Source organism: Kitasatospora sp. NPDC030952 (assembly GCF_055571335.1).
In genome coordinates this window covers 15,502-38,927 of sequence record NZ_JBVIFM010000034.1, presented here as the reverse complement: position 1 = coordinate 38,927, position 23,426 = coordinate 15,502, and the positions used below count along the sequence as shown (strand labels likewise).

The window sequence follows — 23,426 nt, the reverse complement described above, 5'->3', positions numbered from 1 at the left end:
ACGCTCGTTGGGGGCGGGCCGACTGCTAGCGTGTGCGCTGCGGTGCACTAGTGCGGTCGGTCGAGCGGGCGGTGGTGGGTGTGGTGGACGGCGGGACGCCTTCGGAGCGGATCACGGACGAGCTTCGACGCCGGATCGCGGCAGGGGAGCTGAAGCCTGGCGCCCGGGTGCCGTCGACCCGGCGGATCATGCGGGAGTGGGGCGTGGCGATGGCCACCGCGACCAAGGTGCTCAACCGGCTCCGGGAGGAGGGGTTGGTGCGGGCCGTGCCGGGGGTGGGGACGGTGGTGGAGGCGACGTCGGCGCCGACTGCGGCTGTGGCTTCTGGCGGGGCTGCGGGTTCTGTTCCGGCGGCGGCAGCTGCGGCGGGTCCGGGTGCGGGCGCGGCTTCTGCTCCGGTTCGGGAGGCGGGGCGGGCGGCGGCTGCGGCGGGTCCGACTGGTTCGACGGGCGGGGTCGGGCCGACCGGTGCGACGGCCGGGGCGGGGGTGCGGCGGGCCAAGGGCGGGGAGCGGGACCTCGGCCGGGAGCGGATCGTCGCGGCGGCGGTGCGGGTGGCCGACGCGGAGGGGCTGGCGGCGCTGTCGATGCGCCGGGTCGCCACCGAGCTGGGCGTCGCGACGATGTCGCTCTACCGTCATGTGCCCGGCAAGGACGAGCTGTTGCGGCTGATGATGGACAAGGTCTTCGGTGATCAGCCGATCCCCGAGGGGCCGGTGCCGGACTGGCGGACGGGGCTGGAGGAGGTCTCCCGGCTGCAGTGGCGGATCTACCGGGCCCACCCGTGGCTGGCGTCCACGATGTCGTTCACCCGGCCGGTGCTGGCGCCGGACGCTGCGTTGCACACCGAGCGGGCGATGGCGGCGCTGGTGGGGACGGGACTGAGCGGGGAGGAGATGGCCCAGGCCTCGGTCAGTCTGGCGGCCTTCACCTGTGGGCTGGCGGTCCACTTCGAGCGGGAGGCACAGGCCGAGCAGGACAGCGGGTTGTCCGCGGACGAGTGGATGGACCGGCTGGGCGACGAGGACCATGACCGGTTGATGTCGGACCCGGAGCGGTTCCCGATGTTCGACGCGCTGAACCGGGGGCCGGAGATCGACCTGAGCCTGGGAGCGCTGTTCGAGTTCGGGCTGGCGCGGATGCTGGACGGGGTGGGGGCGTTGATCGAGGCGTGGGGGAGGGCGGGAGGGGACGGGTGACAGCCGACAGGTAACAGCTGACAACTAACGGATTTCAGCGAACGAAATCTGAAATCTGTTAGTTGTCAGCTGTTACTCGTTGCGGGCTGCTCGCCGGCCGTCAGCCGAACGGCCGGTGCTCCGGTTCCGCGGCGGCCTCGGCCGCTGCCTCCGGTGCGTCCGTCGTCATGGGGGCGCCGGAGATCCCGAAGGGGTCGAAGTCCGGCGGGGGGATCATCACCGGAGTGCCCTTGCGGGGAGCCGGTTCCGCCCCGCCCGTCGCGGCGGACGCCACCGGCGCGGCCTGGGCAGGGACCAGCGGCGGGGTGGTGGGCGGTGGCGGGACGGCCGGGCCCTGGGCGGCGACGGTGGTGCCGAAGGGGTCGGGCTTCTGCTCGGAGGCGACCGTCGTCCCGAACGGGTCCGGAGCCGCCGTGCCTGCGGCGGGCTGGGCGGCGGGGTCGTTCGTGGCTGCGGGGGTGCCCGCGATGCCGAAGGGGTCGAAGTCCGGCGGGGGGATCATCACCGGAGTGCCCTTGCGGGGAGCCGGCTCCGCCCCGCCCACCGGGGCGGCCGGTGCCGCCTCCTCGGCGACGGGCGCGAAGGGGTTGAAGTCGGCGGGCGGGATCCGCACCGGAGTGCCGCGCAGGTGCACCGGCAGCTCCTCCGGCTCGGTGGCCGGCTCGGTGGCCGGCTCGGTGGCCGGCTCGGTGGCCGGCTCCGCGACGGGCTCCGCGACGGTCTCCTCCACCGCCGGAGCGGCGGGCGCGCCCGATGTCGCGACCGGCTCGCCGTCCCAGCCGAACTGGATGCTCTTCAGCAGCTCCGCGAACGCCTCCGTGTAGAACTCCCAGTCCTCCGGCCGGGCCGTGGACAGCTGGGCGCACAGCACCGTCCCGCTGTCCGGCAGCGGCACGAAGGCCTCGACGGCGGAGGTGACCACCCAGCGGCGCTGTCCGTCGGCCGCCAGCGCCCCGGGCACCGGGACGGTCCGTCCCTCGACCAGGACGGCGGCCGGCCCGGCCGGCAGCAGGACCGTCCAGACCTCGGCGTGCCGCCGGACGGTGGCCAGTTCGGTGGCGAGCGCGGTGATCGGCAGCGGGTGCCGGGCGAGCGAGATGACCAGGGTGGCCTCGGAGGCGCGCCCGTCGAGGTCCAGGGCGCACACGCCCGCGTAGCGGACGCCCGCGTCCTGGATCAGGTCGGTCAGGGTCGCGGCGATCACCGCGAAGTCGCGGCGCGGCTCCCGGCCGGTGGCGCTGAACAGCTCGTCGGCGACCTCGGCCAGGTGGCCGGTCAGCTCGGCGGCCGCCGCCACGGTGGCCCGGTCGGCGCCGGCGCCGTCGCCGTCCGGGGCGTGGTCGCCGTCGTGCGGGAGCGCGGGCACCGTACGGGCCGAGGCCCCGGCCGGTCCGCCGGGGGAGGTGAGCGCGTGGAAGCCCGGGGGGACGACCAGCCGGACTTCGGCGCCCGCGCCGGTGGCCAGTTCGACCGCCCGCCGGGTCTGCTGCCCGGCCGCGAGGGCGGCCAGCGCCGGGGCGAACGACGGGCGCAGCTTGGCGTCGGCGAACTCGCCGGTGACGGGCAGCTGGAACAGCGCGGCCGAGGTGGTGCCCCGGTCGGCGATGGCGCCGCGCACCGCGCCGCCGCCGTAGCGATTGTCCAGGGCGGCGGTGACCCGGTCGGCGACGCGTGTGCCGCTGCCGGGCCGGGCCGTTCCGGCGGTGATCACCGTGCCGAGCCCGTCGAGGGCCTGGTGCACCGGCCCGTTGGGCGCCATCGGCAGGCCGAACAGCGCCTCGGCGGCGGGGTGTTCAGCCGGTTTCGGGCTGCTCAGCGCGACCGCCGGGTGGCGCGAGGTGTGCTCGTCGAAGAGGGCGTCGGTGAGCGTGCCGAGGGTGGCGCAGACCTGCTCGGCTGCCGCGAAGGGGTTGGCCTCCGCACTGAACTGGACGTCCTGGGTCAACTGGTGAGCCCCCCGCTCTGCTCCGTCTGCTGTCGGTGGTTCGGGTGGGACCGGGCCCGCCCGGGCGGCGGTCCGTCAGGTCCCTGCCCATTCCTATCAGAGCCCACCGTCGTCACCGAACCGCAGGATCACCCGATGATCACTCCGAGGAGACCTCGGCGGGACCCTCGGTGGCCTGGGCGGACGGTTCGTCCACGGGCCAGGTGGCTGGCGGCTCGGTGGCCGGTGGCTCGGTGGACGGCGCTGCCGTGGCCAGTGCGGTGAGCGCGTCCAGGATGCCGGGGACGGCGAACAGTCCGGCGAGGTCCCGGACCAGCCGCCCGGACGGCCCGTCGGGCCGCTCGTCGGCGAAGAACGAGGCCAGCTCGGCGGCCAGCGCGGGCTCCCGGGCGGCGGTGAGGGTGAGCGAGGCGACGAACTCCTGCACCAGGTGCAGCTGCAGCTCCTCCAGCGGGACCGACCGCTCGGCCAGCCACTCCAGCGAGGTGATCTCGGCGTTGGCGATCCAGGCCCGGACGGCGAGCCGCAGCCCGGGGCTCGGGGAGGGGATCGCCAGGTGGGCGAGGATCTGGTCGTGCGCGGCCCGGCGCACGTCGTCGATCACCGCCGAGGTGCCCGCGCTGGCCGCCACCGAGCCGCCCCGCAGCAGCGCGGCGAAGCCCGGCCCGTGGCTCTGCACGAAGTCCAGGTAGCGGCCCATCACCCGGTACAGCCGCTCCGAGAGCGGGCCCTCCATCGGCTCCTCGAACCGTGCCGAGAGCTCCCGCCCGGCGCGCCGCAGGGACGCCTCGTACAGCGCCTGCTTGCCCGGGAAGTAGTGGTACACCAGCGGCCGGGAGGCGCCCGCGGCGGCGGCGATGTCGTCGATCGACACCTCCTCCGGTGGGCGCCGGCTGAACAGCTCCAGCGCCACGGCGATCAGCTGCTCGCGCCGTTCGTCCACGCTGAGCCGGCGCCGCGGCCGGTCGGCGGCGGCTCCCGGGCCGGGTGCGGTTCCCCGGTCGGGTGCGGCGGCGGTCCGTGCTGCGCGGTCGGCCGTCGGCGACGGCGTGCGGGAGGCCATGCGCGTCAGCCTATCCGGCGGCCGTCCGCGGGCCCATGCGGCCTGTCCTGCCGGTTCCCGGCCGGGCGGCCGGAAGGGGACGGCCGGGCCCCGGCTATTCGGCGCGGAGCTCCAGGTACCGGCGGTACGCCTCCAGGCCGTCGGCGACGAAGGTGTCGCGGGCGAGGCGCTCGGACAGTTCGGCCGGGGTGAGCCAGGCGTGCCAGGCGACCTCGGACTCCTGGGGGGAGACCGGGCCGTCCCACTCCGCCTCGTACATGTCGCACCACCAGGAGAGCCTGCCGCCGTCGGGCTCCCGGAACAGGAACTTGAAGAGCGGGCGCGGGGCGATGCCCCGCACGCCGAGCTCCTCCTCGGCCTCGCGGACGGCGGCCTCGGCATAGGTCTCGCCGGAGCCGACCACGCCGCCGACGAACATGTCGTACGCCCCGGGGGAGAACAGCTTGGTGCCGGTGCGGCGGTGGACGAAGATCCGGCCGGCCCGGTCGCGGACCATGACGAAGACGCAGCGGTGGGTCAGGCCCTGCCGGTACACCTCCCCGCGCTGCGCCGTCCCGATCACCCGGTCGTTGTCGTCGACGACGTCCAGCAGCTCTTCGGAAGGGTTGGTCATGGACGACAGGTTAGGGTTTCGGGGCCCGCTTCGAACGCGGGACCGATCGATTCGGCGGCGACGAGCGACCTGAGGGCGGCACGCGGTGGTGGAGATCTGGGGCGAGACGGCCGAGGGATTCGAGCCCGTACGGGAGGCCTTCGCGCGGAACTTCGCGGAGTACGGCGAACTGGGCGCGGCCTTCGCGCTGTACCTGCGCGGCCGCAAGGTGGTCGACCTGTGGGGCGGTGACGCCCGGCCCGAGGTCGGCGGGCGGCCCGCGCCCGCGGTGCCCTGGACGGCGGACACCGCCCAGGTGCTGCGCTCGGTCACCAAGGGTCTGAGCGCGGCGACCGCGCTGCTGCTGGCCGAGCGCGGACTGCTCGACCTGGACGCGCCGGTGTCCTCGTACTGGCCGGAGTTCAAGGCGGCCGGCAAGGAGGCGGTGCCGGTGCGCTGGCTGCTGTCGCACCAGGCCGGAGTGCCGGCGCTGGACGTGCCGCTGCGCCTGGAGGACGTGCTGACGTGGGAGCGCGCCGTCGCCGCGGTGGCCGCGCAGGAGCCCGCCTGGGAGCCGGGGACGGCGCACGGTTACCACCCGTACACCTTCGGCTGGCTGGTCGGTGAGGTGGTGCGCCGGGTGAGCGGTCGGACGATCGGACAGTACTTCGCAGAGGAGATCGCCCGGCCGTTCGGGCTGGACCTGTGGATCGGACTGCCGGCCGCCGCCGCGCCCAGGGTCGGCAAGCTGGTCGACCTGCCCGCCCCGGAGGCGGCCCGGACCGGCCCGAGCGGGTTGCGGCTGCGGCCCAAGCAGTCCGTCCAGGACGCCTACCAGGACCCGACCTCGCTGACCGCCCGGGCCTTCGCCTCGGTGCTGCCCGGGGTGAACATGAACGACCCGGCGGTGCAGGCCGCCGAGATCCCCGGTGCGAACGGCATCGGCACCGCCCGCTCGGTGGCCCGGTTCTACGCGGCGCTGATCGGCGAGGCCGACCGCCCGGACGGCTCCGGCGCGCTGCTGCCGCCGCTGTTCGGCCCGGAGGTGCTGGCCCGCGCGGTCGGGCCGGCGGTGAACGGCCCGGACCGGGTGCTGATCGTCAACTCCACCTTCGGCCTGGGCTTCTGGCGGCACGGGCCGACCGCGCCGATGGCCTCCCCGGCGAGCTTCGGCCACCCGGGCCGGGGCGGTTCGCTGGGCTTCGCCGACCCGGAGCTCGGGCTCGGCTTCGGTTACGTCACCAACGGCATGCAGCCGGGCGTCACCGGGGACGTGCGGTCGCGCAACCTGATCCGCGCGGTGCGGGGGTGCCTGGGGCTGAGCGTCTAGCCCGGGCGTCAGGCCTTCGGCTCCGGGCCCAGGGCTCAGGGCTCAGGCCCCAGGGCTCAGGGTTCAGGGCTCAGGGTCAGGCCTGGCCGGTCTCGAAGCGGCTGATCTTCCCGCCGTCGACCGTGAAGCGCCAGGCGGTGCGCATCGCGCCCCAGGTGTCGTTGGTGAACTCGGCGACCAGCGCGTGGCCGCCGTCCGACTCGGTCTGGACGGCCATGCGGCCGCGCGAGGAGAAGATCTCCCGCTCGGTCCAGTCGGCGAGGTCGCGGTCGGAGCCGTCGTCGGACATGGTCGCGCCGGGGGTGAGGGCGGCGGTGAAGGCGTCGCGGTCGCCGGCGTTGATGGCGATCACGAAGGCGCGTACGGCGGGGTCGGTGAGCTTGGCGGGGGCGATGGTCATACCGGACTCCCTGGGAGGGGTTGCGGAACGGGGAGTCCTGTCTACGGCGTTCGCGCGGGCCGTCCGGGCATGTCGGCGGCGCGTCGGGGAAATCGGGGGATTCATGTGCTTAGATCCCGCAACGGGTGATTTGCCCGGTAGACCCGCCACGGGGAGTGGCGGTGGAGCGGGAGGCCGGACGAGGTCTCCCGCTCCACTTTCTGTCCGGGGAACCGGTTTTCCGTCCGGGGAACCGGGCTTCCGTCCGGGGGCCGGCCTAGAAGAAGCCGACCGCGTCGGGGGAGTAGCTGACCAGCAGGTTCTTGGTCTGCTGGTAGTGCTCCAGCAGCGCCTTGTGGTTCTCCCGCCCGATGCCGGAGTTCTTGTAGCCGCCGAAGGCCGCGTGCGCCGGGTAGGCGTGGTAGCAGTTCGTCCAGACCCGGCCCGCCTGGATGGCGCGCCCGGCCCGGTGGGCGGTGTTGATGTTGCGGGTCCACACGCCGGCGCCGAGCCCGTACTGGGTGTCGTTGGCGAGCGCGACCGCCTCGTCGAAGCCGTCGAAGCGGGTGACCGAGACGACCGGCCCGAAGATCTCCTCCTGGAAGACCCGCATGCTGTTGACGCCCTCGAAGACCGTCGGCGTCACGTAGTACCCGCCGGCCAGCGAGCCGCCGAGGTCCGCCCGCTCGCCGCCGACCAGCACCTTGGCGCCCTCGGCCTGGCCGATCTCGAAGTAGGAGAGGATCTTCTTCAGCTGCTCGGCACTGGCCTGCGCGCCGACCTGGGTCTCGGTGTCCAGCGGGTTGCCCTGGCGCATCGCGCGTACCCGGGCCAGGCCGTCGCCGAGCAGCCGCTCGTAGACCGGGGTCTCGATCAGCGCGCGGCTGGGGCAGGTGCAGACCTCGCCCTGGTTGAGGGCGAACATCGCGAAGCCCTCGACGGCCTTGTCGTAGAAGGCGTCGTCGGCGGTGGCGACGTCGGCGAAGAACAGGTTGGGGCTCTTGCCGCCGAGCTCCAGGGTCGCCGGGATCAGGTTGTCGGCGGCGGCGCGGGCGATCAGTCGGCCGGTGCCGGTCTCGCCGGTGAAGGCGAGCTTGCGGACCCGGGTGCTGGCGGCCAGCGGGGCGCCGGCCTCCTCGCCGAAGCCGGTGACGATGTTGAGCACGCCCGGCGGGACCAGGTCGGCGGTCAGCTCGGCCAGCAGCAGCACCGAGGCCGGGGTCTGCTCGGCGGGCTTGAGGACCACCGCGTTGCCGGCCGCGAGCGCCGGGGCGATCTTCCAGATCGCCATCAGGATCGGGAAGTTCCACGGGATGATCTGGCCGACCACGCCCAGCGGCTCGTGGAAGTGGTACGCCACGGTGTCCTCGTCGAGCTGGGAGAGGCTGCCCTCCTGGGCCCGCAGCGCGCCGGCGAAGTAGCGCAGGTGGTCGACGGCGAGCGGGAGGTCGGCGGCCAGCGTCTCGCGGACCGGCTTGCCGTTCTCCCAGCTCTCGGCGACGGCCAGTTGCTCCAGGTTGGCCTCCATCCGGTCGGCGATCCGCAGCAGCACCTGCGCCCGCTCGGCGGCGGAGGTGCGGCCCCAGGCCGGGGCGGCGGCGTGGGCCGCGTCGAGGGCGGCCTCGATGTCCTCGGCGGTGCCGCGGGCGACCTCGGTGAAGACCTCGCCGGTGACCGGGGTCGGGTCGCCGAAGTACTCGCCGCGCACCGGGGGCTTCCAGCCGCCGGCTATCCAGTGGTCGTACCGGGAGCGGTAGGCGACGATGCTGCCGGGTGCGCCGGGGGGCTGGTAGACCGTCATGCTCTGTGTCTCCTCGCGACGTCGGGCGCCCCCGGCGCCGATCGGGCGGGGGCGGCACGCCGGACCGCCGCCCGGTCGGGGGCGGTCCGGCGGGAGGGTGCGGACACGCAGTCGGGCCGGCGCCCCGCCGGGGCGCCCGCCGACGAGCACGATAACCGCCGGGCGCGCGGTGCGGCTACGGTCCGTATCACCGGCTCGTACGGACGGTGTGCGTTCCGGATGTCGCTGAGCCGGACGCTGCGGGCCCGGGCGTGCGCGGGGGGCGCGTGCGCCGGTGCGCGGACCCCGGGCGTGCATCAGGGCGCGGGGGCGCGCGCATCGGGTCGCGCCGGATCGCGTCGGACCGGGGCGGCGCGCGGCAGGTCGCGCCGCGCCGTCCCGGACGGCACCGGAGGCCGGCGGGCGGCGTCTGACGGCCTCGGACGCCGGCGCGCGGACGGTCGGGGGCCGGGTCAGACCGCGTGGTACCGGCCGGTGCGGGCCTCCCAGCTCAGGTAGCCGGCCAGCCAGGTCAGCAGTCCGTCGGCGTACCGCTGGGCGATCGCGCGTTCGATCCTGGACAGCCCCAACTCCCGGTAGACGTCCGGGAGTCGCTCGTGCAGCTCGGCGCAGCGCTCGACCATCAGCTGGGCCTCCGCCATGACCGCGGAGCAGGCCTCCTCGGCCGAGCAGCGGCGCTCGCGCTGGACGATCATGACCAGGTTGTTGACGTCACCGCGCGGGGCTTCCAGCGGGAAGGAGCGCACGTCGTTGCTGAGTGACGGTATGTCGGCCGCCAGCTGCCGGAGTTGACGCAGCACCGGGTGGTGCAGGACGGAGGCGGGGACCTCGAACTGGCCGAGCCGTTCGACCATGTCGAAGATCGTCTCCATGGCCGCGGTGCCCCGTCTGAGCTCCAGGTAGCCGTCCCGGTCCGGTGGCCGGGTGGAGATCCGGCCCGCCGCCTCGGCCGGGTGGCTGGCGAAGTAGTACTCCCAGTTGTAGGCGGCGCGGGCCTGCCAGCGGGCGGGCATGCCGCGCACGCTGCGGCTCCAGAGGTCGGCGAAGGCGGTCTCCACCGGGGAGCGCTGGTCGGGGCGGGCGCCGTGCAGGACGGCGATCAGCCGTTCGCAGATCGGGGCGACCTCGGTGGGGCGGCGGCCGAGCGGGCCGTCGAACTGGTCGTCGAAGAGGAAGTAGAAGCCCATCAGGTCGGCCGCCAGGGCGAGTTCGTCCGGTCCGGCGTCCGGGTAGCCGAGCGCGGCGAGGTCCACCACCTCCCAGTGGGCGTAGCCGGGGTGATCGGCGTCGGGGAGCAGCGGGTGGCGGATCAGCCAGTCGCGGTGCAGGGCGGTGGCGTACCGACCGTGCGGACTGCGTCGGTGCGGGAACGGAATCTGAAGTGAGGTGTCGTCAGACATCGGACTCCCGGTGCAGCGGTGGGTGGGGGCGCTTGTGGTTCGATCACTGGGCGTGGGGGAGTTGACGCGGCGAGGCGCACAGGGTGAGGGTGGGTGCGCAAGATCATCCGCACCTCGCGGGCCGTAGGGTATCTGATGCAATGATCGGACGTTAGGGATATAGGGCAATTGCCCTTGGCAAGCCGTCCGAACCCTCGCCGTCCGCCCCAGCCTGCGCGAATGCCGCACAGTCGGCCGAACGCGGCGCTAACCTCGGCTCCACGAACAGTGATGGACCGGCTCCGCGCGCGCGACGGGTGGAGCCGTGCCGCGAGCGGGTGAGGCGGAGGCACGTCGGTGACCGATCAGGGCAACGAACTTCGGACGGGAACCGGTTCCGAGCGGAACGAGGACGATCCCGCCCCCCGGATCCGGCTGCGCGACCGCGACACCGAACTGCGCTCCGTGGAGGCCGCCGTCGACCGGCTCTGCCGCGAGTTCGCCGCCGGCGGCACCGAGATCGGCGAACTGCTCGCCTTCTCCGGCCGCCCCGGCATCGGCAAGACCAGCCTGCTGCACGAGGTCCGGCGGATCGCCAGCCTGCGCGAGGGCGCCACCGTGCTGTTCGCCCGCGGCGGCGAACGGCAGTTCAAAGAGCCGTACCACGTGCTGCGCCAGCTCCTCCAGCCCGTCCTGACCCGGCTGGAGCCCGACGAGTTCGGCCAGGTCATGGGCACCTGGGAGGAGGTCGTCGGACCGGCCATGGGCCTCAAGCAGCCCAAGGCCGGCGCCCGCCGCCTCGATCCCCAGGGCGTGCGCGACGGCCTGGACTACGTGCTCACCCAGCTCGCCCCGCGCCGCGCGCCGATGGTGATGATCGTCGACGACCTGCACTGGGCGGACGCCGAATCGCTCTCCTGGCTCGCCAAGTTCGCCGTCCGGTCCGGCGAACTGCCCGTCCTGCTGGTCTTCGCCTTCCGCGAGGACGAGAACGACTGGCCCACCGAGACCCAGGACCTGCGCCGGGGCGTCCTCAACCTCGCCAGCCGCAAGCACGAGCTCAGCCGGCTCACCCTGAACTCCGTCACCGACATGATCCGCGCCGAACTCGGCGACCGGGCCGAGGACGCCTTCTGCTACGAGTTCTGGAACGTCGTCAACGGCAACCCCTTCGAGGCCGTCGCCCTGCTCGACCAGGTCCGTGACCAGGAACTCGAACCGGTCGAGGAGAACTCCCGGCAACTGCGCGAACTCGCCGTCGACGCCACCGGGATGACCCTCAAGAGCTGGCTGGACCGGCTCGGTCCCGCCACCCTGCGCTTCGCCTGGGCCTGCGCCATGCTGGGCACCGACATCCGGATCGACCTCGTCACCCGGATCTCCACCCAGAGCGCCGAGGCCGCCCGGGAGTCCATCAAGCAGCTGCGCAAGCAGCGCGTGCTCACCCAGTCCCCCAACGGGAACCTGGAGTTCGTCCACCCGCTGATCGCCAGCTCCATCTACAACACCATGCCGGAGGCCACCCGGCTCGGCATGCACGGCATCTCCGCCGTCGAGATCGAGAACGCCGGACTCGGCCTGCTCGCCGCCTCCCGCCACCTGGTCGAGACCCACTCCGGCGAGGGCGACGACCGGATCGTCAAGAAGCTGCGCCGCGCCGCCGTCGAACACCAGCTGATCGGCGCCCCCGAGGCCGCCCAGCGCTGCCTCCACCGCGCGCTCAACGAGCCGCCCGCCGACGACATCAAGGCCGAGGTGATGTACGAACTCGGCTGCTCCGCACTGCTGACCGACCCCGTCGCCACCGTCAACCAGCTCAAGCTCGCCCTGGACCCCGACGAGGGCCCGCTGCGCCCCGAACTGCGGGTGGACGCCACCTTCCGGCTCTCCGAAGTGCTCGCCCACAGCGGCGAACTGGGCCAGGCCGCGCTGGTCTGCCAGAAGGAGGCCGAGCAGACCCTCGACCCGGTCCGGCGGCAACGGCTGCAGGCCGCGTCGTTCATGTGGCACGCCTTCCGCAAGTCCGAGGAGGACGGCCCCGGCCGCTCCGCCCGGCTCGCCGAGCTGTACGAGAACCTGACCGGCCGGGAGGCCGCCGACCGGGCCGTGCTCGTCATGCGTGCCTGGGACCTCACCCTGCGCGGCGAGCCCTCCACCGAGGCGCTCGCGCTCGCCGACGAAGTCCTGGAGGGCGGCCGGCTGCCCAAGGGCCTCGGCTGGACCGACACCACGTGGGGCTTCGAACTGCCCGCGATGCTCTGCCTCACGTACATCTACAACGACCGCATCGCCCAGGCCGAGCGGCTGGCCGCGGACGCCATCATCCAGTTCGAGCTGGCCGGTTGGAGCGGCGCCCACCGGGGCTTCGCGTACTTCCTGATGGGGCTGGCCCGGTTCCGCCGCGGGCTGCTCGCCGAGGCCGAGGACTTCCTGGGCCGGGCCTACCGCATCTCCGAGCGGATCGGCGCCAAGCTGCCGCTGGCCTGGGACGCCGTGGGCGTGCTGGTGGACACCCTGATCGCCCGCGGCCGGGTCGAGCAGGCCTGGGAGCTGGCCAACGAGTTCGGCTTCCACCCGCCGTACCACGCGACGGCCATGGTGCTGCCGGACGCCGCCTCGCTGTACGGCAAGCTGCTGGTCGCCAAGAAGCGCTACGCCGGCGCGGCCGCCGCGCTCACCGAGGCCGGGGCCCAGCTGGAGGTCCGCGGCTGGCACAACACCGTCTGGGCGCCGTGGGCCGGGCACCTGGCCGTCGCGATCTCCGCCGACGAGCCGGAGCGCGCCCGCGACTACGCCCACAAGGCCGTCCGGGACGCCCGCAACTTCGGCACCGCCTCGGCGATCGGCAGCGCGCTGCGGCTGCAGGCGCGGATCGAGGACGGCCAGCAGGCGGTGGAGGTGCTGGAGCAGGCGGTCGAGCACCTCGGGCAGTCCCCGGCCGGGTACGAGCACGCCGTCGCGCTGGTCGACCTCGGTGCCGCGCTGCGCCGGGTCGGGCGGCTGGAGGACGCCCAGGAGTACCTGTACCAGGGCATCGAGCTGGCCCAGCACTGCTCGGCGGAGAAGCTCGTCGACCGTGCCCGGCGGGAGCTGGCCAACTACGGCCTGCGGCCCAACCGGCTGGGGCTGCACGGCTTCGGGGAGACGCTGGAGGCGCTCAGCGGGCCGGAGCGGGAGGTCGCCGACCTGGCGGTCAAGGGCGTGCCGCCGCAGCGGATCGCGGAGGAGCTCGGGGTGCACCTGAGCCTGGTCAACCGGCGGTTGGCGGCGGTCTACCGCAAGGCGGGCACCGGGCCGGACGGGCTGGCCTCGGCGCTGGGGCTGCGGCCGGAGCGGGGCGGCGAGGAGCCGGGGGCGTAGCGGCCCGGGGGGTGGCTTCCGACCGGCGCCCCGTGGGCGGTAGCTCGCGGTGGCGTTGGGGCGGCGCGCGGAGGCGTGAGAGCGCCCCCGCCGGGGCCGCCCTCGCTAGGCTGACGGACACCACGGGGGGCCGCCGAGACGCCCCCCGGACGGAACGGGACACCGGGCGTAAGCGGCGGCACCGCTGCCGCCAGTGAGGAGCAGGCCATGGCGAGCGAGGCCACCAGTGTGCGCCGCGAACCCCTCGACCCCTCGGGCGCGGGCGCGGCGATCCAGCGCTGGACGCTGACCGCCGGCCCGTACGAGGCGAGCGTGCTCACCCTCGGCGCCACCCTGCACACCCTCAGTGCCCCGGACCGTGCCGGGCGCACCGCCCAACTGCTGCTGTCCACCGACGAGTTGGCGCAGATCCTGGGCCCGGCCCGGCACTACGGCACGGTGGTGGGCCGGTACGCCAACCGGATCGACGGCTCCAGCGTCACCATCGACGGCGAGGAGCACCCGCTCGCCCCGACCGGCGGCGGCCTCACCCTGCACGGCGGGCCGGACGGCTTCGCCCAGCGGATGTGGGCGGCCGAGCCGGTCGAGGGCGGGGTGCTGCTGCGGCTGCACAGCCCGGACGGCGACCAGGGCTTCCCGGGGGCGCTGGACGTCACCGTCGCCTACACGCTCGCCCACACCCCGGACAGGGGCGGCGAGCTGGTGATCGACTACCGCGCCGTCACCACCAAGCCGACCGTCGTCAACCTGACCAACCACGCGTACTTCAACCTCTCGGGTGAGGGCAGCGGCGACGTCCTGGGCCACCTGCTCACCCTGGACGCCGACGGGTACACCCCGGCCGACGAGCGGCAGATCCCGTACGGGCGGACCGAGCCGGTGGCCGGCACACCCTTCGACTTCACGGTGGCCACCCCGATCGGCAAGTCGGTGCACGACGAGCACCCGCAGCTGGCCGGTCCGGGCGGCTACGACCACAACTGGGTGCTGCGACCCCGCCCGGCGGACGGCGGCCCGGCGCGGGCGGCGCTGCTGGAGGACCCGGTCAGCGGCCGCACCCTGGAGGTGCTGACCACCGAGCCGGGTGTCCAGGTCTACACGGCGAACAAGTTCCAGGGCGCGGTCACCGGTGCGAGCGGGGTGCCGTACGGGCCGTTCGCCGGGATCGCGCTGGAGACCCAGCACTTCCCGGACTCCCCGCACCACCCGGCCTTCCCGAGCACCGTGCTGCGGCCGGGGGAGGAGTTCCGCTCGACCACGGTGCTGCGGCTGGGCGTCAGCTGATCAGCGCAGGTCCCGGCGCATGCAGAGCCGGGGCCAGCGGTCGAGGCCGTGCTCGGCCTCCTGGCGGCGGATCCCGCGCAGGCCGGGGGTGAGTTCGGCGTCGGTCAGCGGGCGGAAGCCGCAGCGGGCGTAGTAGGGGGCGTTCCAGGGGACGTCGGCGAAGGTGGTCAGGGTGAGCGCGGGGGCGTCGGTGCCCGCGGCGAGGTGCTCGATCAGCGCCCGGCCGATGCCCTGCCGGGCGTGGTCGGGGTGGACCGAGACCTGCTCGACGTGCAGCGCGCCGTCCACCGGTTCGGCCAGCAGGTAGCCGGCGATGCTGCCGTCGGGCGCCTCGGCGACCAGGGCGGTGCCGTGCTCCAGGTAGCGGGCCAGTTCCTCCGGGGCGGGGGGTTCGTCCTCGGCGATCTCGGGCATCCCGATCTCCGCGAAGGGGGCTCCGGCGGCCCGCTCCAGTTCGCCGAGCAGGGGCAGTTCGTCCTCGGTGACGGCTCTGATGCGCATGCGTACCAGTCTGCTGCAGGCGCCTTCCGGCCACGCAGGGTGGTTCCGTCAGCCGGGGCGGATCGGGGTGAACCGGGCGAAGGCGGACATTGCGCCGCGCTGTCAACTACCGTGCGGCCACGCCCAGGACACGCGGGCGTAACGATCGCGGTTTCTTGCAGAAACTTGCTGCAAGGCCTTTCCGTCGATCTTGCGCCGCTGTTAACTTCCTTCCCGAGCCCGACGGCAGCAACGGTGCGGTCGGCACGAGGCAGCCATTATGCGCCTGTCTCCGAACATCTCGGGCACCCCCACCCTCCCTAGGAGTTCTCATGCGGCGTGGCATCGCGGCCTCTGCCCTCGTTGTGGCCCTCGCGGTCTCGATGGCTGCCTGTGGCAGCAGTGGCGGCTCCGGCTCGGACGGCAAGGCCGACGGCCCGGTCACCCTCACCTACTGGGACACGTCGAACGCCACCAACGAGGCTCCTAACTACCAGGAACTGGTCAAGAAGTTCGAGGCGGCCAACCCGAACATCAAGGTCGACTTCGTCAACGTGCCGTTCGACCAGGCGCAGAACAAGCTGCAGACCGCCATGGGGGCCAAGGGCGCGCCCGACGTCTTCCGCTCCGAGGTCGGCTGGACCGCCGCCTTCGCCAAGGCCGGCTTCCTGGAGCCGCTGGACGGCACCCCGGCCGCCGCGGACACCTCCGCCTTCCAGCCCAGCCTGATCCAGCAGGCCAAGTACGAGGGCAAGCTGTACGGCGTCCCGCTGGTCACCGACACCCTGGGCCTCCTCTACAACAAGGACCTGTTCGCCAAGGCCGGCATCACCGACGCCCCCAAGACCTGGGACGAGCTGAAGACCGACGCCGCCGCCGTCAAGGACAAGGCGGGCGTGGACGGCTTCTGGATGAAGGCCGCCGACGGCTACTACGCGATGCCGTTCCTGTTCGGCGAGGGCACCGACGCGGTCGACGCCGCCAACAAGAAGATCACCATCACCTCGCCCGAGGCCGTCAAGGGCATCGAGACCTACAAGTCGATGTTCACCTCGCCCGGCACGGCCAAGGCCGACGTCACCACCGACGCCTACGCCCACATGATGGACGCCTTCAACAGCGGCAAGGTCGCGGCGATCATCCAGGGCCCGTGGGAGATCACCAACATCTACAAGGGCTCTGCGTTCGCCGACAAGAAGAACCTCGGCATCGCCCCCGTCCCGGCCGGCTCCAGCGGCAAGGCCGGCGCCCCCACCGGCGGCCACAACATCGCCGTCTACGCCGGTGCCGACAAGGCCCACAAGGCCGCCGCCGAGAAGTTCGCCGCCTTCATGACCTCGGCCGAGAGCCAGGCCTTCATCGCGCAGAAGAACTCCACCCTGCCGACCCGCTCGGACGCCTACACCGCGGACGTCAAGGCCGACCCGGGCATCGCCGGCTTCCAGGCCATCCTCGGCAGCGCCAAGCCGCGCCCCGAACTGCCCGAGTACAGCTCGCTGTTCGACTCGCTCGGCACCAACCTGGGCAAGACCGTCCAGGGCACCGGCACCCAGGACGCGCTGAACACCGTGGCCACGGACTACGCCAAGCTCCTGCCGGGCTTCGCCAAGTAGTCACCACCGCCCGGCCCGCCGACCCCGGCGGGCCGGGCCGTCGGCTCCCCCGAGAAATCCCCCCGAGAAGGTGCAAACGATGTCAGTCGCCGTGCAGGGCGCCACCGGCAAGGGCAGCCGGGAACGCGATCAGCGTCCGGGTCCGCTGGAACGCCTCAAGCGCTCCTACGCGAGGCACTGGTACGCCTACGCGATGATCGCCCCGGTCGTGCTGGTGCTCGGCGCACTGGTGTTCTACCCGCTGGTCCAGGGCATCTGGCTGACCCTCACCGACGCCAACAGCCTCAACGTCGCCCGCAAGATCGGCGTCAACGAGATCCCGGCCGGCTACCAGTACATCGGCTTCCACAACTACGCCGACATCCTCTGGGGCCCGGGCTCGTACGACCGCTTCTGGTCCCACTTCGTGTGGACCATCGCCTGGACCGTCATCTGTGTCTGCCTGCACTACACCCTCGGTCTCGGCCTCGCCGTACTGCTCAACAAGAAGCTGCGCGGGCGCGCCGCCTACCGGATGATGCTCATCCTCCCGTGGGCCGTCCCGACCTTCGTCACGGTCTTCTCCTGGCGGCTGATGCTCTCCGACGGCGGCGTGGTCAACACCCTGCTCTCCACCCTGCACCTGCCCGAGCCCGGCTGGCTCACCGACCCGTGGGCCCAGAAGGCGGCTGCGATCCTGGTCAACACCTGGGCCGGCGTGCCGTTCATGATGATCTCGCTGCTCGGCGGGTTGCAGTCGATCCCGGCCGAACTGTACGAGGCCGCCGAGATGGACGGCGCCACCCGCTGGCAGCAGTTCCGGCACATCACCCTGCCCGGGCTGCGCAGCGTCTCCTCCACCGTCGTGCTGCTCGGCGTCATCTGGACGTTCAACCAGTTCAACGTGATCTTCCTGCTGTTCGGCAAGGGCGCCCCGGACGCCCAGCTGCTGGTCACCTGGGCCTACCGCCTGGGCTTCGGCCAGCTTCCCCGGGACTACGCCGGGTCCGCCGCGTACGGCGTGATCCTGCTGTCCATCCTGATCGTCTTCACCGCCTTCTACCGGCGCTGGCTCGCCCGCAACGAGCAGGCCAACGGCTGAGGCCCCGGACCGAGTTCGCCCCGGACCCAGCCGACCCCCACCGGTCGACCCACGAAGGCAGGTAACCCCGATGAGCACCACCACCGAACGCCCCGCTCCCACGACGACCGCGGCCCCGGCCGCGCGGCCCGTCAAGTTCCGCCCGCGCGGCGAGAGCAGCCCGCTGTCCAAGGCGCTGTCGCACGGCGTCCTGATCCTGGCCAGCCTGATCGCGCTGTTCCCGGTCGCCTGGATCCTCTTCGTCTCGCTCGGGCCGGACAAGAACGACTACCTCCACCCCGGCCAGATCTTCGGCAAGCTCACGCTGTCGAACTACCAGCACGTGCTGGGCGACACCGACTTCTTCACCTGGTTCGGCAACTCGCTGCTGGTCGCCGGGGTGACCACCGTGTTCGGCGTGCTGCTCGCCGCCACCGCCGGCTACGCCGTCTCCCGGATGAGGTTCCCCGGGCACCGGCCGCTGATGTGGTCCCTGCTGGTCACCCAGATGTTCCCGATCGCGGTGCTGATCGTGCCGATGTACACGATGCTCTCCGAGCTGGACCTGCTGGACAGCTACGCCGGCCTGATCCTGGTCTACTCCACCACCACCGTGCCGTACTGCGCCTGGCTGATGAAGGGCTACTTCGACACCATCCCGGTGGAGATCGACGAGGCCGGCCGGGTCGACGGGCTCAGCCCGTTCGGCACCTTCTGGCGGCTGGTGCTGCCGCTCGCCCGGCCGGGCCTGGCGGTGGCCGCGTTCTACTCCTTCCTGACCTACTGGGCCGAGGTGCCGTTCGCCTCCACGTTCATGCTCAGCTCCGACAAGTACACGCTGGCCGTGGGCCTGCAGAGCTTCGTCAGCGAGCACGACGCCCAGTGGAACCTGATGGCCGCCACCGCCGTGCTGATCGCCATCCCGTCCGCGGCCTTCTTCTACCTGGTGCAGCGCCACCTGGTCACCGGCCTGACCGCCGGTGCCTCCAAGTCCTGACGCCGCGCGCCGGCCCGGCGCTCCGCACGTCCCAGCGCTTCCCGATGACCAAGCGCTCCCGCTCCTCTAGTCCCCAAGGGATACCGTCCATGACCCAGAACCTGGCCGACACCTCCCGGCCTGCCGCCGAGACCGCTCACGAGGCGAACGCGGGCGTGTCCAGAGGCTGGTGGCGGGACGCGGTCATCTACCAGGTGTACCCGCGCAGTTTCGCCGACTCCAACGGGGACGGCATGGGCGACCTGCCCGGCATCCGCAGCCGCCTGCCGTACCTGCGGGACCTCGGCGTGGACGCCGTCTGGCTCTCCCCGTTCTACGCCTCGCCGCAGGCCGACGCCGGCTACGACGTCGCCGACTACCGCGCGGTGGACCCGATGTTCGGCACCCTGCTGGACGCCGACGCGCTGATCCGCGACGCCCACCAGCTGGGGCTGCGGATCATCGTCGACCTCGTCCCCAACCACTCCTCGGACCAGCACGAGTGGTTCCAGCGCGCCCTGCGCGAGGGCCCGGGCTCCCCGCTGCGCGAGCGCTACCACTTCCGCCCCGGCAAGGGCGAGAACGGTGAACTGCCGCCCAACGACTGGGAGTCCATCTTCGGCGGCCCGGCCTGGACCCGCGCCGAGAACCCGGACGGCACCCCCGGCGACTGGTACCTGCACCTGTTCGCCCCGGAGCAGCCCGACTTCAACTGGGAGAACCCGGCCGTCGCCGACGAGTTCCGCTCGATCCTGCGCTTCTGGCTGGACATGGGCGTGGACGGCTTCCGCATCGACGTCGCCCACGGCCTGGTCAAGGCCCCCGGCCTGCCCGACCTCGGCGGCGCCGACCAGCTCAAGCTGCTCGGCAACGACGTCATGCCGTTCTTCGACCAGGACGGCGTGCACGAGATCTACCGCAGCTGGCGCAAGATCCTCGACGAGTACCCGGGGCAGCGGATCGGCGTCGCCGAGGCCTGGACCCCGACCGTCCAGCGCACCGCCAACTACGTCCGCCCCGACGAGCTGCACCAGGCCTTCAACTTCCAGTACCTGGGCACCGATTGGGACGCCGCCGCGCTGCGCGAGGTGATCGACCTCTCGCTCGACTCGATGCGCCCGGTCGACGCCCCCACCACCTGGGTGCTCTCCAACCACGACGTCACCCGGCACGCCACCCGCTTCGCCAACGAGCCCGGCCTCGGCACCCAGATCCGCACCCCCGGCGACCGCGCGCTCGGTCTGCGACGGGCCCGCGCCGCCACCCTGCTGATGCTCGCGCTGCCCGGCTCCGCCTACGTCTACCAGGGCGAGGAACTCGGCCTGCCGGACGTCACCGACCTGCCCGACGAGGTCCGCCAGGACCCGTCCTTCTTCCGCCAGGCCGGCCAGGACGGCTACCGCGACGGCTGCCGCGTCCCGATCCCGTGGTCCGGCACCGAGGCCCCGTACGGCTTCGGGCCGGTCGCGGGCGGACCGTCCTGGCTGCCGCAGCCGGCCGAGTGGGCCGAACTGAGCGTCGAGGCGCAGACCGGCGACCCGACCTCCACCCTGGAGCTCTACCGCAGCGCGCTGGCCGTCCGACGGGCCCAGCCCGACCTCGGCGCCGGCACCGAGGTCGAGTGGCTGGACGGCCCCGAGGGCACCCTCGCCTTCCGGCGCGGCTCCTTCGTCTGCACCGTGAACACCACCGGCGAACCGGTGCGCGTCCCCGCGCCGGGCCGGCTGCTGCTCGCCTCGGCCGAACTCGTGGTGGACGGCGGCGAGACGGTGCTCGCTCCGGACGCCACCGGCTGGTGGGCGGTCTGACGTGGTTGCAATAGGCTCTGGGACCGTGACTACGGCGCGACTCTCAGACATCGCGGCGCAGGCGGGGGTCAGCGAAGCCACCGTCTCCCGCGTACTCAACGGCAAGGCGAACGTCTCCGCCGCCACCAGGCAGACCGTCCTGGCGGCGCTCGACGTGCTCGGCTACGAGCGGCCGACCCGCCTGCGCCAGCGCAGCGCCGGGCTGATCGGGCTGATCACACCGGAGTTGAGCAACCCGATCTTCCCCGCGCTGGCGCAGGTGATCGAGCAGGTGCTCAGCCGGCACGGGTACACGCCGGTGCTGTGCACCCAGACCCCCGGCGGCTCCACCGAGGACGAACTGGTCGAGATGCTGGTGGACCGGGGCGTGGCGGGCATCGTCTTCGTCTCCGGACTGCACGCCGACTCCACGGCCGACCACGACCGCTACGCCCGGCTGTCCGGGCGCGGGGTGCCGTTCGTGCTGATCAACGGCTACAGCGAGAAGATCGACGCGCCCTTCATCTCGCCGGACGACCGCTCCGCGATGTGGATGGCCGTCCAGCACCTGGCCGAACTCGGGCACGAGCGGATCGGCCTGGCGGTCGGGCAGCGGCGGTACGTGCCGGTGCTGCGCAAGATCGAGGGCTTCACGGCGGCGATGCGCGAGGTGCTCGGGCACAGCGAGGAGCAGGCCGAGGGCCTCGTCCACCACACGCTGTTCAGCGTGGAGGGCGGGCACGCGGCGGCCGGCGCGCTGCTGGACAAGGGCTGCACGGCGATCGTCTGCGGGAGCGACATGATGGCGCTCGGGGCGATCCGGGCGGTGCGGCAGCGGGGGCTGTCGGTGCCGCAGGACGTGTCGGTGGTCGGCTTCGACGACTCGCCGCTGATCGCCTTCACCGAACCGCCGTTGACGACGATCCGGCAGCCGGTCGAGGCGATGGCGACGGCCGCGGTGGACGCCCTGCTGGAGGAGGTGGGCGGGAACGCCGCCCAGCGTGGGGAGTTCATGTTCCAGCCGGAGCTGGTGATGCGGGGTTCCACGGGAGCCTGTGCGCGCTGAGGCCGGCGGGTGCCGTCCAACTGACGGGCCCCGGAGGGCGGTTGCTCTCCGGGGCCCGTCGGCGCGCGGGCGGGGTGGTCCGGCTGCTCAGCCCTCCTGGGCGGCCGGGCGGTCGGGCGCGTGGGTACGGCGAAGCCCCGGGGGAGCGACCAGACTCTCCCCGGGGCTGTCGGGTGACGGCGGCCGGCGGCCGGCGGCTGACGGATGACAGATGATGAAATCTGTTATCCGTCAGCTGTCATTCGTCAGCCGTGCGGTGCGCGGTGCGCGCGGTGCGCGCGGTGTCCTCAGACCCGGCCGGCGAAGTCCGGAGCCCAGTTGGCGATGGTCTGGAGGCGGACGCCCGAACTCGGGTTGGCGGCCTCGACGTACTGGCCGTTGCCGATGTAGATGGCGACGTGGTAGACGCCGGAGTCCTGGCCGTTGTTCGACCAGAACAGCAGGTCGCCCGGCTGTAGGCTGTCCAGCGAGACGTGGGTGCTGGCGGCGGCCTGGTCGGCGGCGACGCGCGGGATGTTGACGCCCGCGGCGCGCAGCGCGGCCTGGGTCAGGCCGGAGCAGTCCCAGCCGCCGTTGCCGGTGCCGCCGTAGACGTACGCCTGACCGACCTTCGACTGGGCGAAGGAGACGGCCGCGGCCATGCTGCCGGTGGCGGTCTGGGCCGGGGCCGGGGTCTGCGCCTGGGCGGCCGGCTTCGAGGCGGGCTTGGAAGCCGGCTTCGAGGCGGTGGACGTGCCCTGGTCGATCGGCTTGGCGTTCACGGCACCGCCGTTCGAGGCCTGGCCGGACTTCTTCGAGCGGTCGAACCAGGTGAAGTCCGAGCCGGACTTGGTGGCGGTGGAGGACTGGTCGGCCTGGGCCGAGCCGCCGTCACCGAAGGTCAGCTGCTGGCCCGGGTAGATGGTGTCCGGGCCGTCGGTCAGGGTGCTGCGGTTGAGGTCGTACAGCCGCTGCCAGCCGCCCTGGACGTTGTGCTTGGTGGCGATCGAGGACAGCCAGTCGCCGTCGACGACGGTGTAGCTGCCGCCCTGGGCCTGCGCCTGACGCTTCTGCGCCCAGCCGCCGTTGGCGGCGGAGTCGGCGGAGGAGGCGGAGTCACCGGAGGTCTGCGCCTGGTCCTGGACGGGCGCGGCCGGCTTGGCGGGCGTCGCCGCCTGGGCCGGAGCCTGGGCGGGCTTGGTGGCCGGCTTGGCGGCGGGCTTGGCGGCGGTGGAGCCGGCCGAGGTGTCGACCGCGGCGGCGGCGCCGCCCTGGGTCAGCCCGGCCTGCACCGAGCAGACCGGCCAGGCGCCGGGGCCCTGCGAGGCGAGGACCTTCTCGGCGACGGCGATCTGCTGGTCCTTGGTGGCCTGGTTGGCCTGCGGGGCGTACGCGGTACCGCCGAAGGCGGCCCAGGTGCTGGAGGTGAACTGCAGGCCGCCGAAGAAGCCGTTGCCGGTGTTGATGCTCCAGTTGCCGCTGCTCTCGCACTGGGCGACCTTGTCCCAGGTGGCGACGGAGGCGGCGTTGGCGGTGCCGGTGGTGAGGCAGGGGACGGTGAGGCCGACGCCGGCGACGCCGAGGGCGGCGATCACGCGACGGGTGCGGCTGGACAGGCGGTTGCCGTTGGAAGGCAGCATGAAGACGCGGTCCTCTCCCACGCCTGCGAGGTGAGCTGTCGGATTCGGGCTGGAGTTGCCCGGCCGCGCTGTGGGCGCGGCTTCACCCCTAGCCCTGGACCGTTCCGGAAAACGACCTAGGGCGACTTACCTGTGGTTCCCCCGCTCCTGCCGTGATGCGTTTTCGCGCTGCCAGGACATCCGACGGCAGGACTCGGCGTCGCGGATGAACTGGGTCCGTGTGGTCACGAACGGGGAGCACGTTATGCAGACTTAAGTTAAAACTGCAAATACCTGTGACGCGCATCACGGTTTAGTGGGAAACGTCAAATGGCTCGTAATTCATGATCGCAAATGATCGTTTTCTTGCAAATTCGCGATGGATTCCGATAACTGGCTTCGCCTCAGGAGTGAAGTGACGGAGCGTTGGAGCGCGACGGGGGCATGCCCGCGCGCCGGTGGAGCGGCAGTGAATCGAGCGCCGGACAACGCGCCGACAATTCATCGACAAATG

The 23,426-nt window shown here is 72.7% G+C and carries 17 protein-coding genes, 1 pseudogene and 1 riboswitch; of the genes and pseudogenes, 10 read left to right on the top strand and 8 right to left on the bottom strand.

What is annotated here, in order from left to right:
- Nucleotides 1-32 precede the first annotated feature (32 nt).
- Nucleotides 33-278, top strand: a pseudogene (locus ACZ47G_RS36545) (GntR family transcriptional regulator); the annotation flags it as partial.
- Between the two features lie 210 nt (nt 279-488).
- Nucleotides 489-1,199 carry a TetR/AcrR family transcriptional regulator gene (locus ACZ47G_RS36540; RefSeq protein WP_465750368.1) on the top strand — a complete coding sequence of 237 codons (711 nt, stop codon included), beginning with the start codon at nt 489-491 and terminating at the stop codon, nt 1,197-1,199.
- A gap of 100 nt (nt 1,200-1,299) precedes the next feature.
- Here ACZ47G_RS36540 and ACZ47G_RS36535 read toward each other — a convergent pair whose 3' ends face one another.
- From ACZ47G_RS36535 to ACZ47G_RS36525, 3 genes are all read right to left on the bottom strand, one after another.
- Complete coding sequence (locus ACZ47G_RS36535; RefSeq protein WP_465750301.1) at nt 1,300-3,144, bottom strand: hypothetical protein; 1,845 nt, start codon at nt 3,142-3,144, stop codon at nt 1,300-1,302.
- 139 nt (nt 3,145-3,283) lie between these two features.
- Nucleotides 3,284-4,207, bottom strand: a complete 924-nt coding sequence (locus ACZ47G_RS36530; protein ID WP_465750299.1) for a TetR/AcrR family transcriptional regulator — start codon at nt 4,205-4,207, stop codon at nt 3,284-3,286.
- A gap of 94 nt (nt 4,208-4,301) precedes the next feature.
- A complete protein-coding gene (locus tag ACZ47G_RS36525; RefSeq protein ID WP_465750297.1) occupies nt 4,302-4,820 on the bottom strand; it encodes an NUDIX hydrolase in 519 nt (172 codons plus the stop codon).
- An 85-nt stretch (nt 4,821-4,905) separates the two neighbouring features.
- Here ACZ47G_RS36525 and ACZ47G_RS36520 point away from each other — a divergent pair, with 85 nt between their 5' ends.
- Nucleotides 4,906-6,129 carry a serine hydrolase domain-containing protein gene (locus ACZ47G_RS36520; protein ID WP_380453202.1) on the top strand — a complete coding sequence of 408 codons (1,224 nt, stop codon included), beginning with the start codon at nt 4,906-4,908 and terminating at the stop codon, nt 6,127-6,129.
- A gap of 76 nt (nt 6,130-6,205) precedes the next feature.
- Here the strand turns inward: ACZ47G_RS36520 and ACZ47G_RS36515 are convergent, their stop codons facing one another.
- The 3 genes from ACZ47G_RS36515 to ACZ47G_RS36505 all read right to left on the bottom strand — a co-directional run bounded on the left by ACZ47G_RS36515 (nt 6,206) and on the right by ACZ47G_RS36505 (nt 9,709).
- Complete coding sequence (locus tag ACZ47G_RS36515; protein ID WP_380453200.1) at nt 6,206-6,529, bottom strand: nuclear transport factor 2 family protein; 324 nt, start codon at nt 6,527-6,529, stop codon at nt 6,206-6,208.
- Nucleotides 6,530-6,785: 256 nt separating this feature from the next.
- Nucleotides 6,786-8,309 (bottom strand): acetaldehyde dehydrogenase ExaC, encoded by a 1,524-nt coding sequence (exaC, locus tag ACZ47G_RS36510; protein ID WP_465750294.1) that lies wholly within the window; start codon nt 8,307-8,309, stop codon nt 6,786-6,788.
- 452 nt (nt 8,310-8,761) lie between these two features.
- Nucleotides 8,762-9,709: a terpene synthase family protein gene (locus ACZ47G_RS36505; RefSeq protein ID WP_465750292.1), complete on the bottom strand. Its 948-nt coding sequence runs from the start codon at nt 9,707-9,709 to the stop codon at nt 8,762-8,764.
- Nucleotides 9,710-10,045: 336 nt separating this feature from the next.
- On the opposite strand from ACZ47G_RS36505, the gene ACZ47G_RS36500 reads away from it, so the two are divergent.
- Nucleotides 10,046-13,048: an ATP-binding protein gene (locus tag ACZ47G_RS36500; RefSeq protein WP_465750290.1), complete on the top strand. Its 3,003-nt coding sequence runs from the start codon at nt 10,046-10,048 to the stop codon at nt 13,046-13,048.
- Between the two features lie 207 nt (nt 13,049-13,255).
- Nucleotides 13,256-14,332: an aldose epimerase family protein gene (locus ACZ47G_RS36495; RefSeq protein WP_465750288.1), complete on the top strand. Its 1,077-nt coding sequence runs from the start codon at nt 13,256-13,258 to the stop codon at nt 14,330-14,332.
- On the opposite strand, the gene ACZ47G_RS36490 is transcribed toward ACZ47G_RS36495, so the two are convergent.
- Entirely contained in the window at nt 14,333-14,833 is a 501-nt protein-coding gene (locus ACZ47G_RS36490) for a GNAT family N-acetyltransferase (protein ID WP_465750286.1), read from the bottom strand.
- A 311-nt stretch (nt 14,834-15,144) separates the two neighbouring features.
- Between ACZ47G_RS36490 and ACZ47G_RS36485 the strand changes: the two genes are divergently transcribed.
- The 5 genes from ACZ47G_RS36485 (at nt 15,145) to ACZ47G_RS36465 (ending at nt 21,314) form a co-directional block, all read left to right on the top strand.
- Nucleotides 15,145-16,425, top strand: a complete 1,281-nt coding sequence (locus ACZ47G_RS36485) for an extracellular solute-binding protein (RefSeq protein WP_465750284.1) — start codon at nt 15,145-15,147, stop codon at nt 16,423-16,425.
- A gap of 79 nt (nt 16,426-16,504) precedes the next feature.
- Nucleotides 16,505-17,506, top strand: a complete 1,002-nt coding sequence (locus ACZ47G_RS36480) for a carbohydrate ABC transporter permease (protein ID WP_465750282.1) — start codon at nt 16,505-16,507, stop codon at nt 17,504-17,506.
- Between the two features lie 70 nt (nt 17,507-17,576).
- Complete coding sequence (locus ACZ47G_RS36475) at nt 17,577-18,482, top strand: sugar ABC transporter permease (protein WP_465750280.1); 906 nt, start codon at nt 17,577-17,579, stop codon at nt 18,480-18,482.
- Between the two features lie 89 nt (nt 18,483-18,571).
- On the top strand, nt 18,572-20,269 hold the full coding sequence (locus tag ACZ47G_RS36470) for a glycoside hydrolase family 13 protein (protein WP_465750278.1): 1,698 nt from the start codon (nt 18,572-18,574) through the stop codon (nt 20,267-20,269).
- 25 nt (nt 20,270-20,294) lie between these two features.
- On the top strand, nt 20,295-21,314 hold the full coding sequence (locus ACZ47G_RS36465) for a LacI family DNA-binding transcriptional regulator (RefSeq protein WP_465750276.1): 1,020 nt from the start codon (nt 20,295-20,297) through the stop codon (nt 21,312-21,314).
- 287 nt (nt 21,315-21,601) lie between these two features.
- On the opposite strand, the gene ACZ47G_RS36460 is transcribed toward ACZ47G_RS36465, so the two are convergent.
- Nucleotides 21,602-22,933: a transglycosylase family protein gene (locus ACZ47G_RS36460; RefSeq protein WP_465750274.1), complete on the bottom strand. Its 1,332-nt coding sequence runs from the start codon at nt 22,931-22,933 to the stop codon at nt 21,602-21,604.
- 7 nt (nt 22,934-22,940) lie between these two features.
- A riboswitch (cyclic di-AMP (ydaO/yuaA leader) is annotated at nt 22,941-23,103 on the bottom strand.
- Nucleotides 23,104-23,426 lie beyond the last annotated feature (323 nt).

What these genes read in the sequence shown, in the direction of transcription:
- ACZ47G_RS36530 (WP_465750299.1), bottom strand. Translation starts at nt 4,207, where the DNA reads ATGGCCTCCCGCACGCCGTCGCCGACGGCCGACCGCGCAGCACGGACC.
- ACZ47G_RS36525 (WP_465750297.1), bottom strand. Translation starts at nt 4,820, where the DNA reads ATGACCAACCCTTCCGAAGAGCTGCTGGACGTCGTCGACGACAACGAC.
- ACZ47G_RS36515 (WP_380453200.1), bottom strand. Translation starts at nt 6,529, where the DNA reads ATGACCATCGCCCCCGCCAAGCTCACCGACCCCGCCGTACGCGCCTTC.
- exaC (WP_465750294.1), bottom strand. Translation starts at nt 8,309, where the DNA reads ATGACGGTCTACCAGCCCCCCGGCGCACCCGGCAGCATCGTCGCCTAC.
- ACZ47G_RS36505 (WP_465750292.1), bottom strand. Translation starts at nt 9,709, where the DNA reads ATGTCTGACGACACCTCACTTCAGATTCCGTTCCCGCACCGACGCAGT.
- ACZ47G_RS36495 (WP_465750288.1), top strand. Translation starts at nt 13,256, where the DNA reads ATGGCGAGCGAGGCCACCAGTGTGCGCCGCGAACCCCTCGACCCCTCG.
- ACZ47G_RS36490 (WP_465750286.1), bottom strand. Translation starts at nt 14,833, where the DNA reads ATGCGCATCAGAGCCGTCACCGAGGACGAACTGCCCCTGCTCGGCGAA.
- ACZ47G_RS36485 (WP_465750284.1), top strand. Translation starts at nt 15,145, where the DNA reads ATGCGGCGTGGCATCGCGGCCTCTGCCCTCGTTGTGGCCCTCGCGGTC.
- ACZ47G_RS36480 (WP_465750282.1), top strand. Translation starts at nt 16,505, where the DNA reads ATGTCAGTCGCCGTGCAGGGCGCCACCGGCAAGGGCAGCCGGGAACGC.
- ACZ47G_RS36475 (WP_465750280.1), top strand. Translation starts at nt 17,577, where the DNA reads ATGAGCACCACCACCGAACGCCCCGCTCCCACGACGACCGCGGCCCCG.
- ACZ47G_RS36470 (WP_465750278.1), top strand. Translation starts at nt 18,572, where the DNA reads ATGACCCAGAACCTGGCCGACACCTCCCGGCCTGCCGCCGAGACCGCT.
- ACZ47G_RS36460 (WP_465750274.1), bottom strand. Translation starts at nt 22,933, where the DNA reads ATGCTGCCTTCCAACGGCAACCGCCTGTCCAGCCGCACCCGTCGCGTG.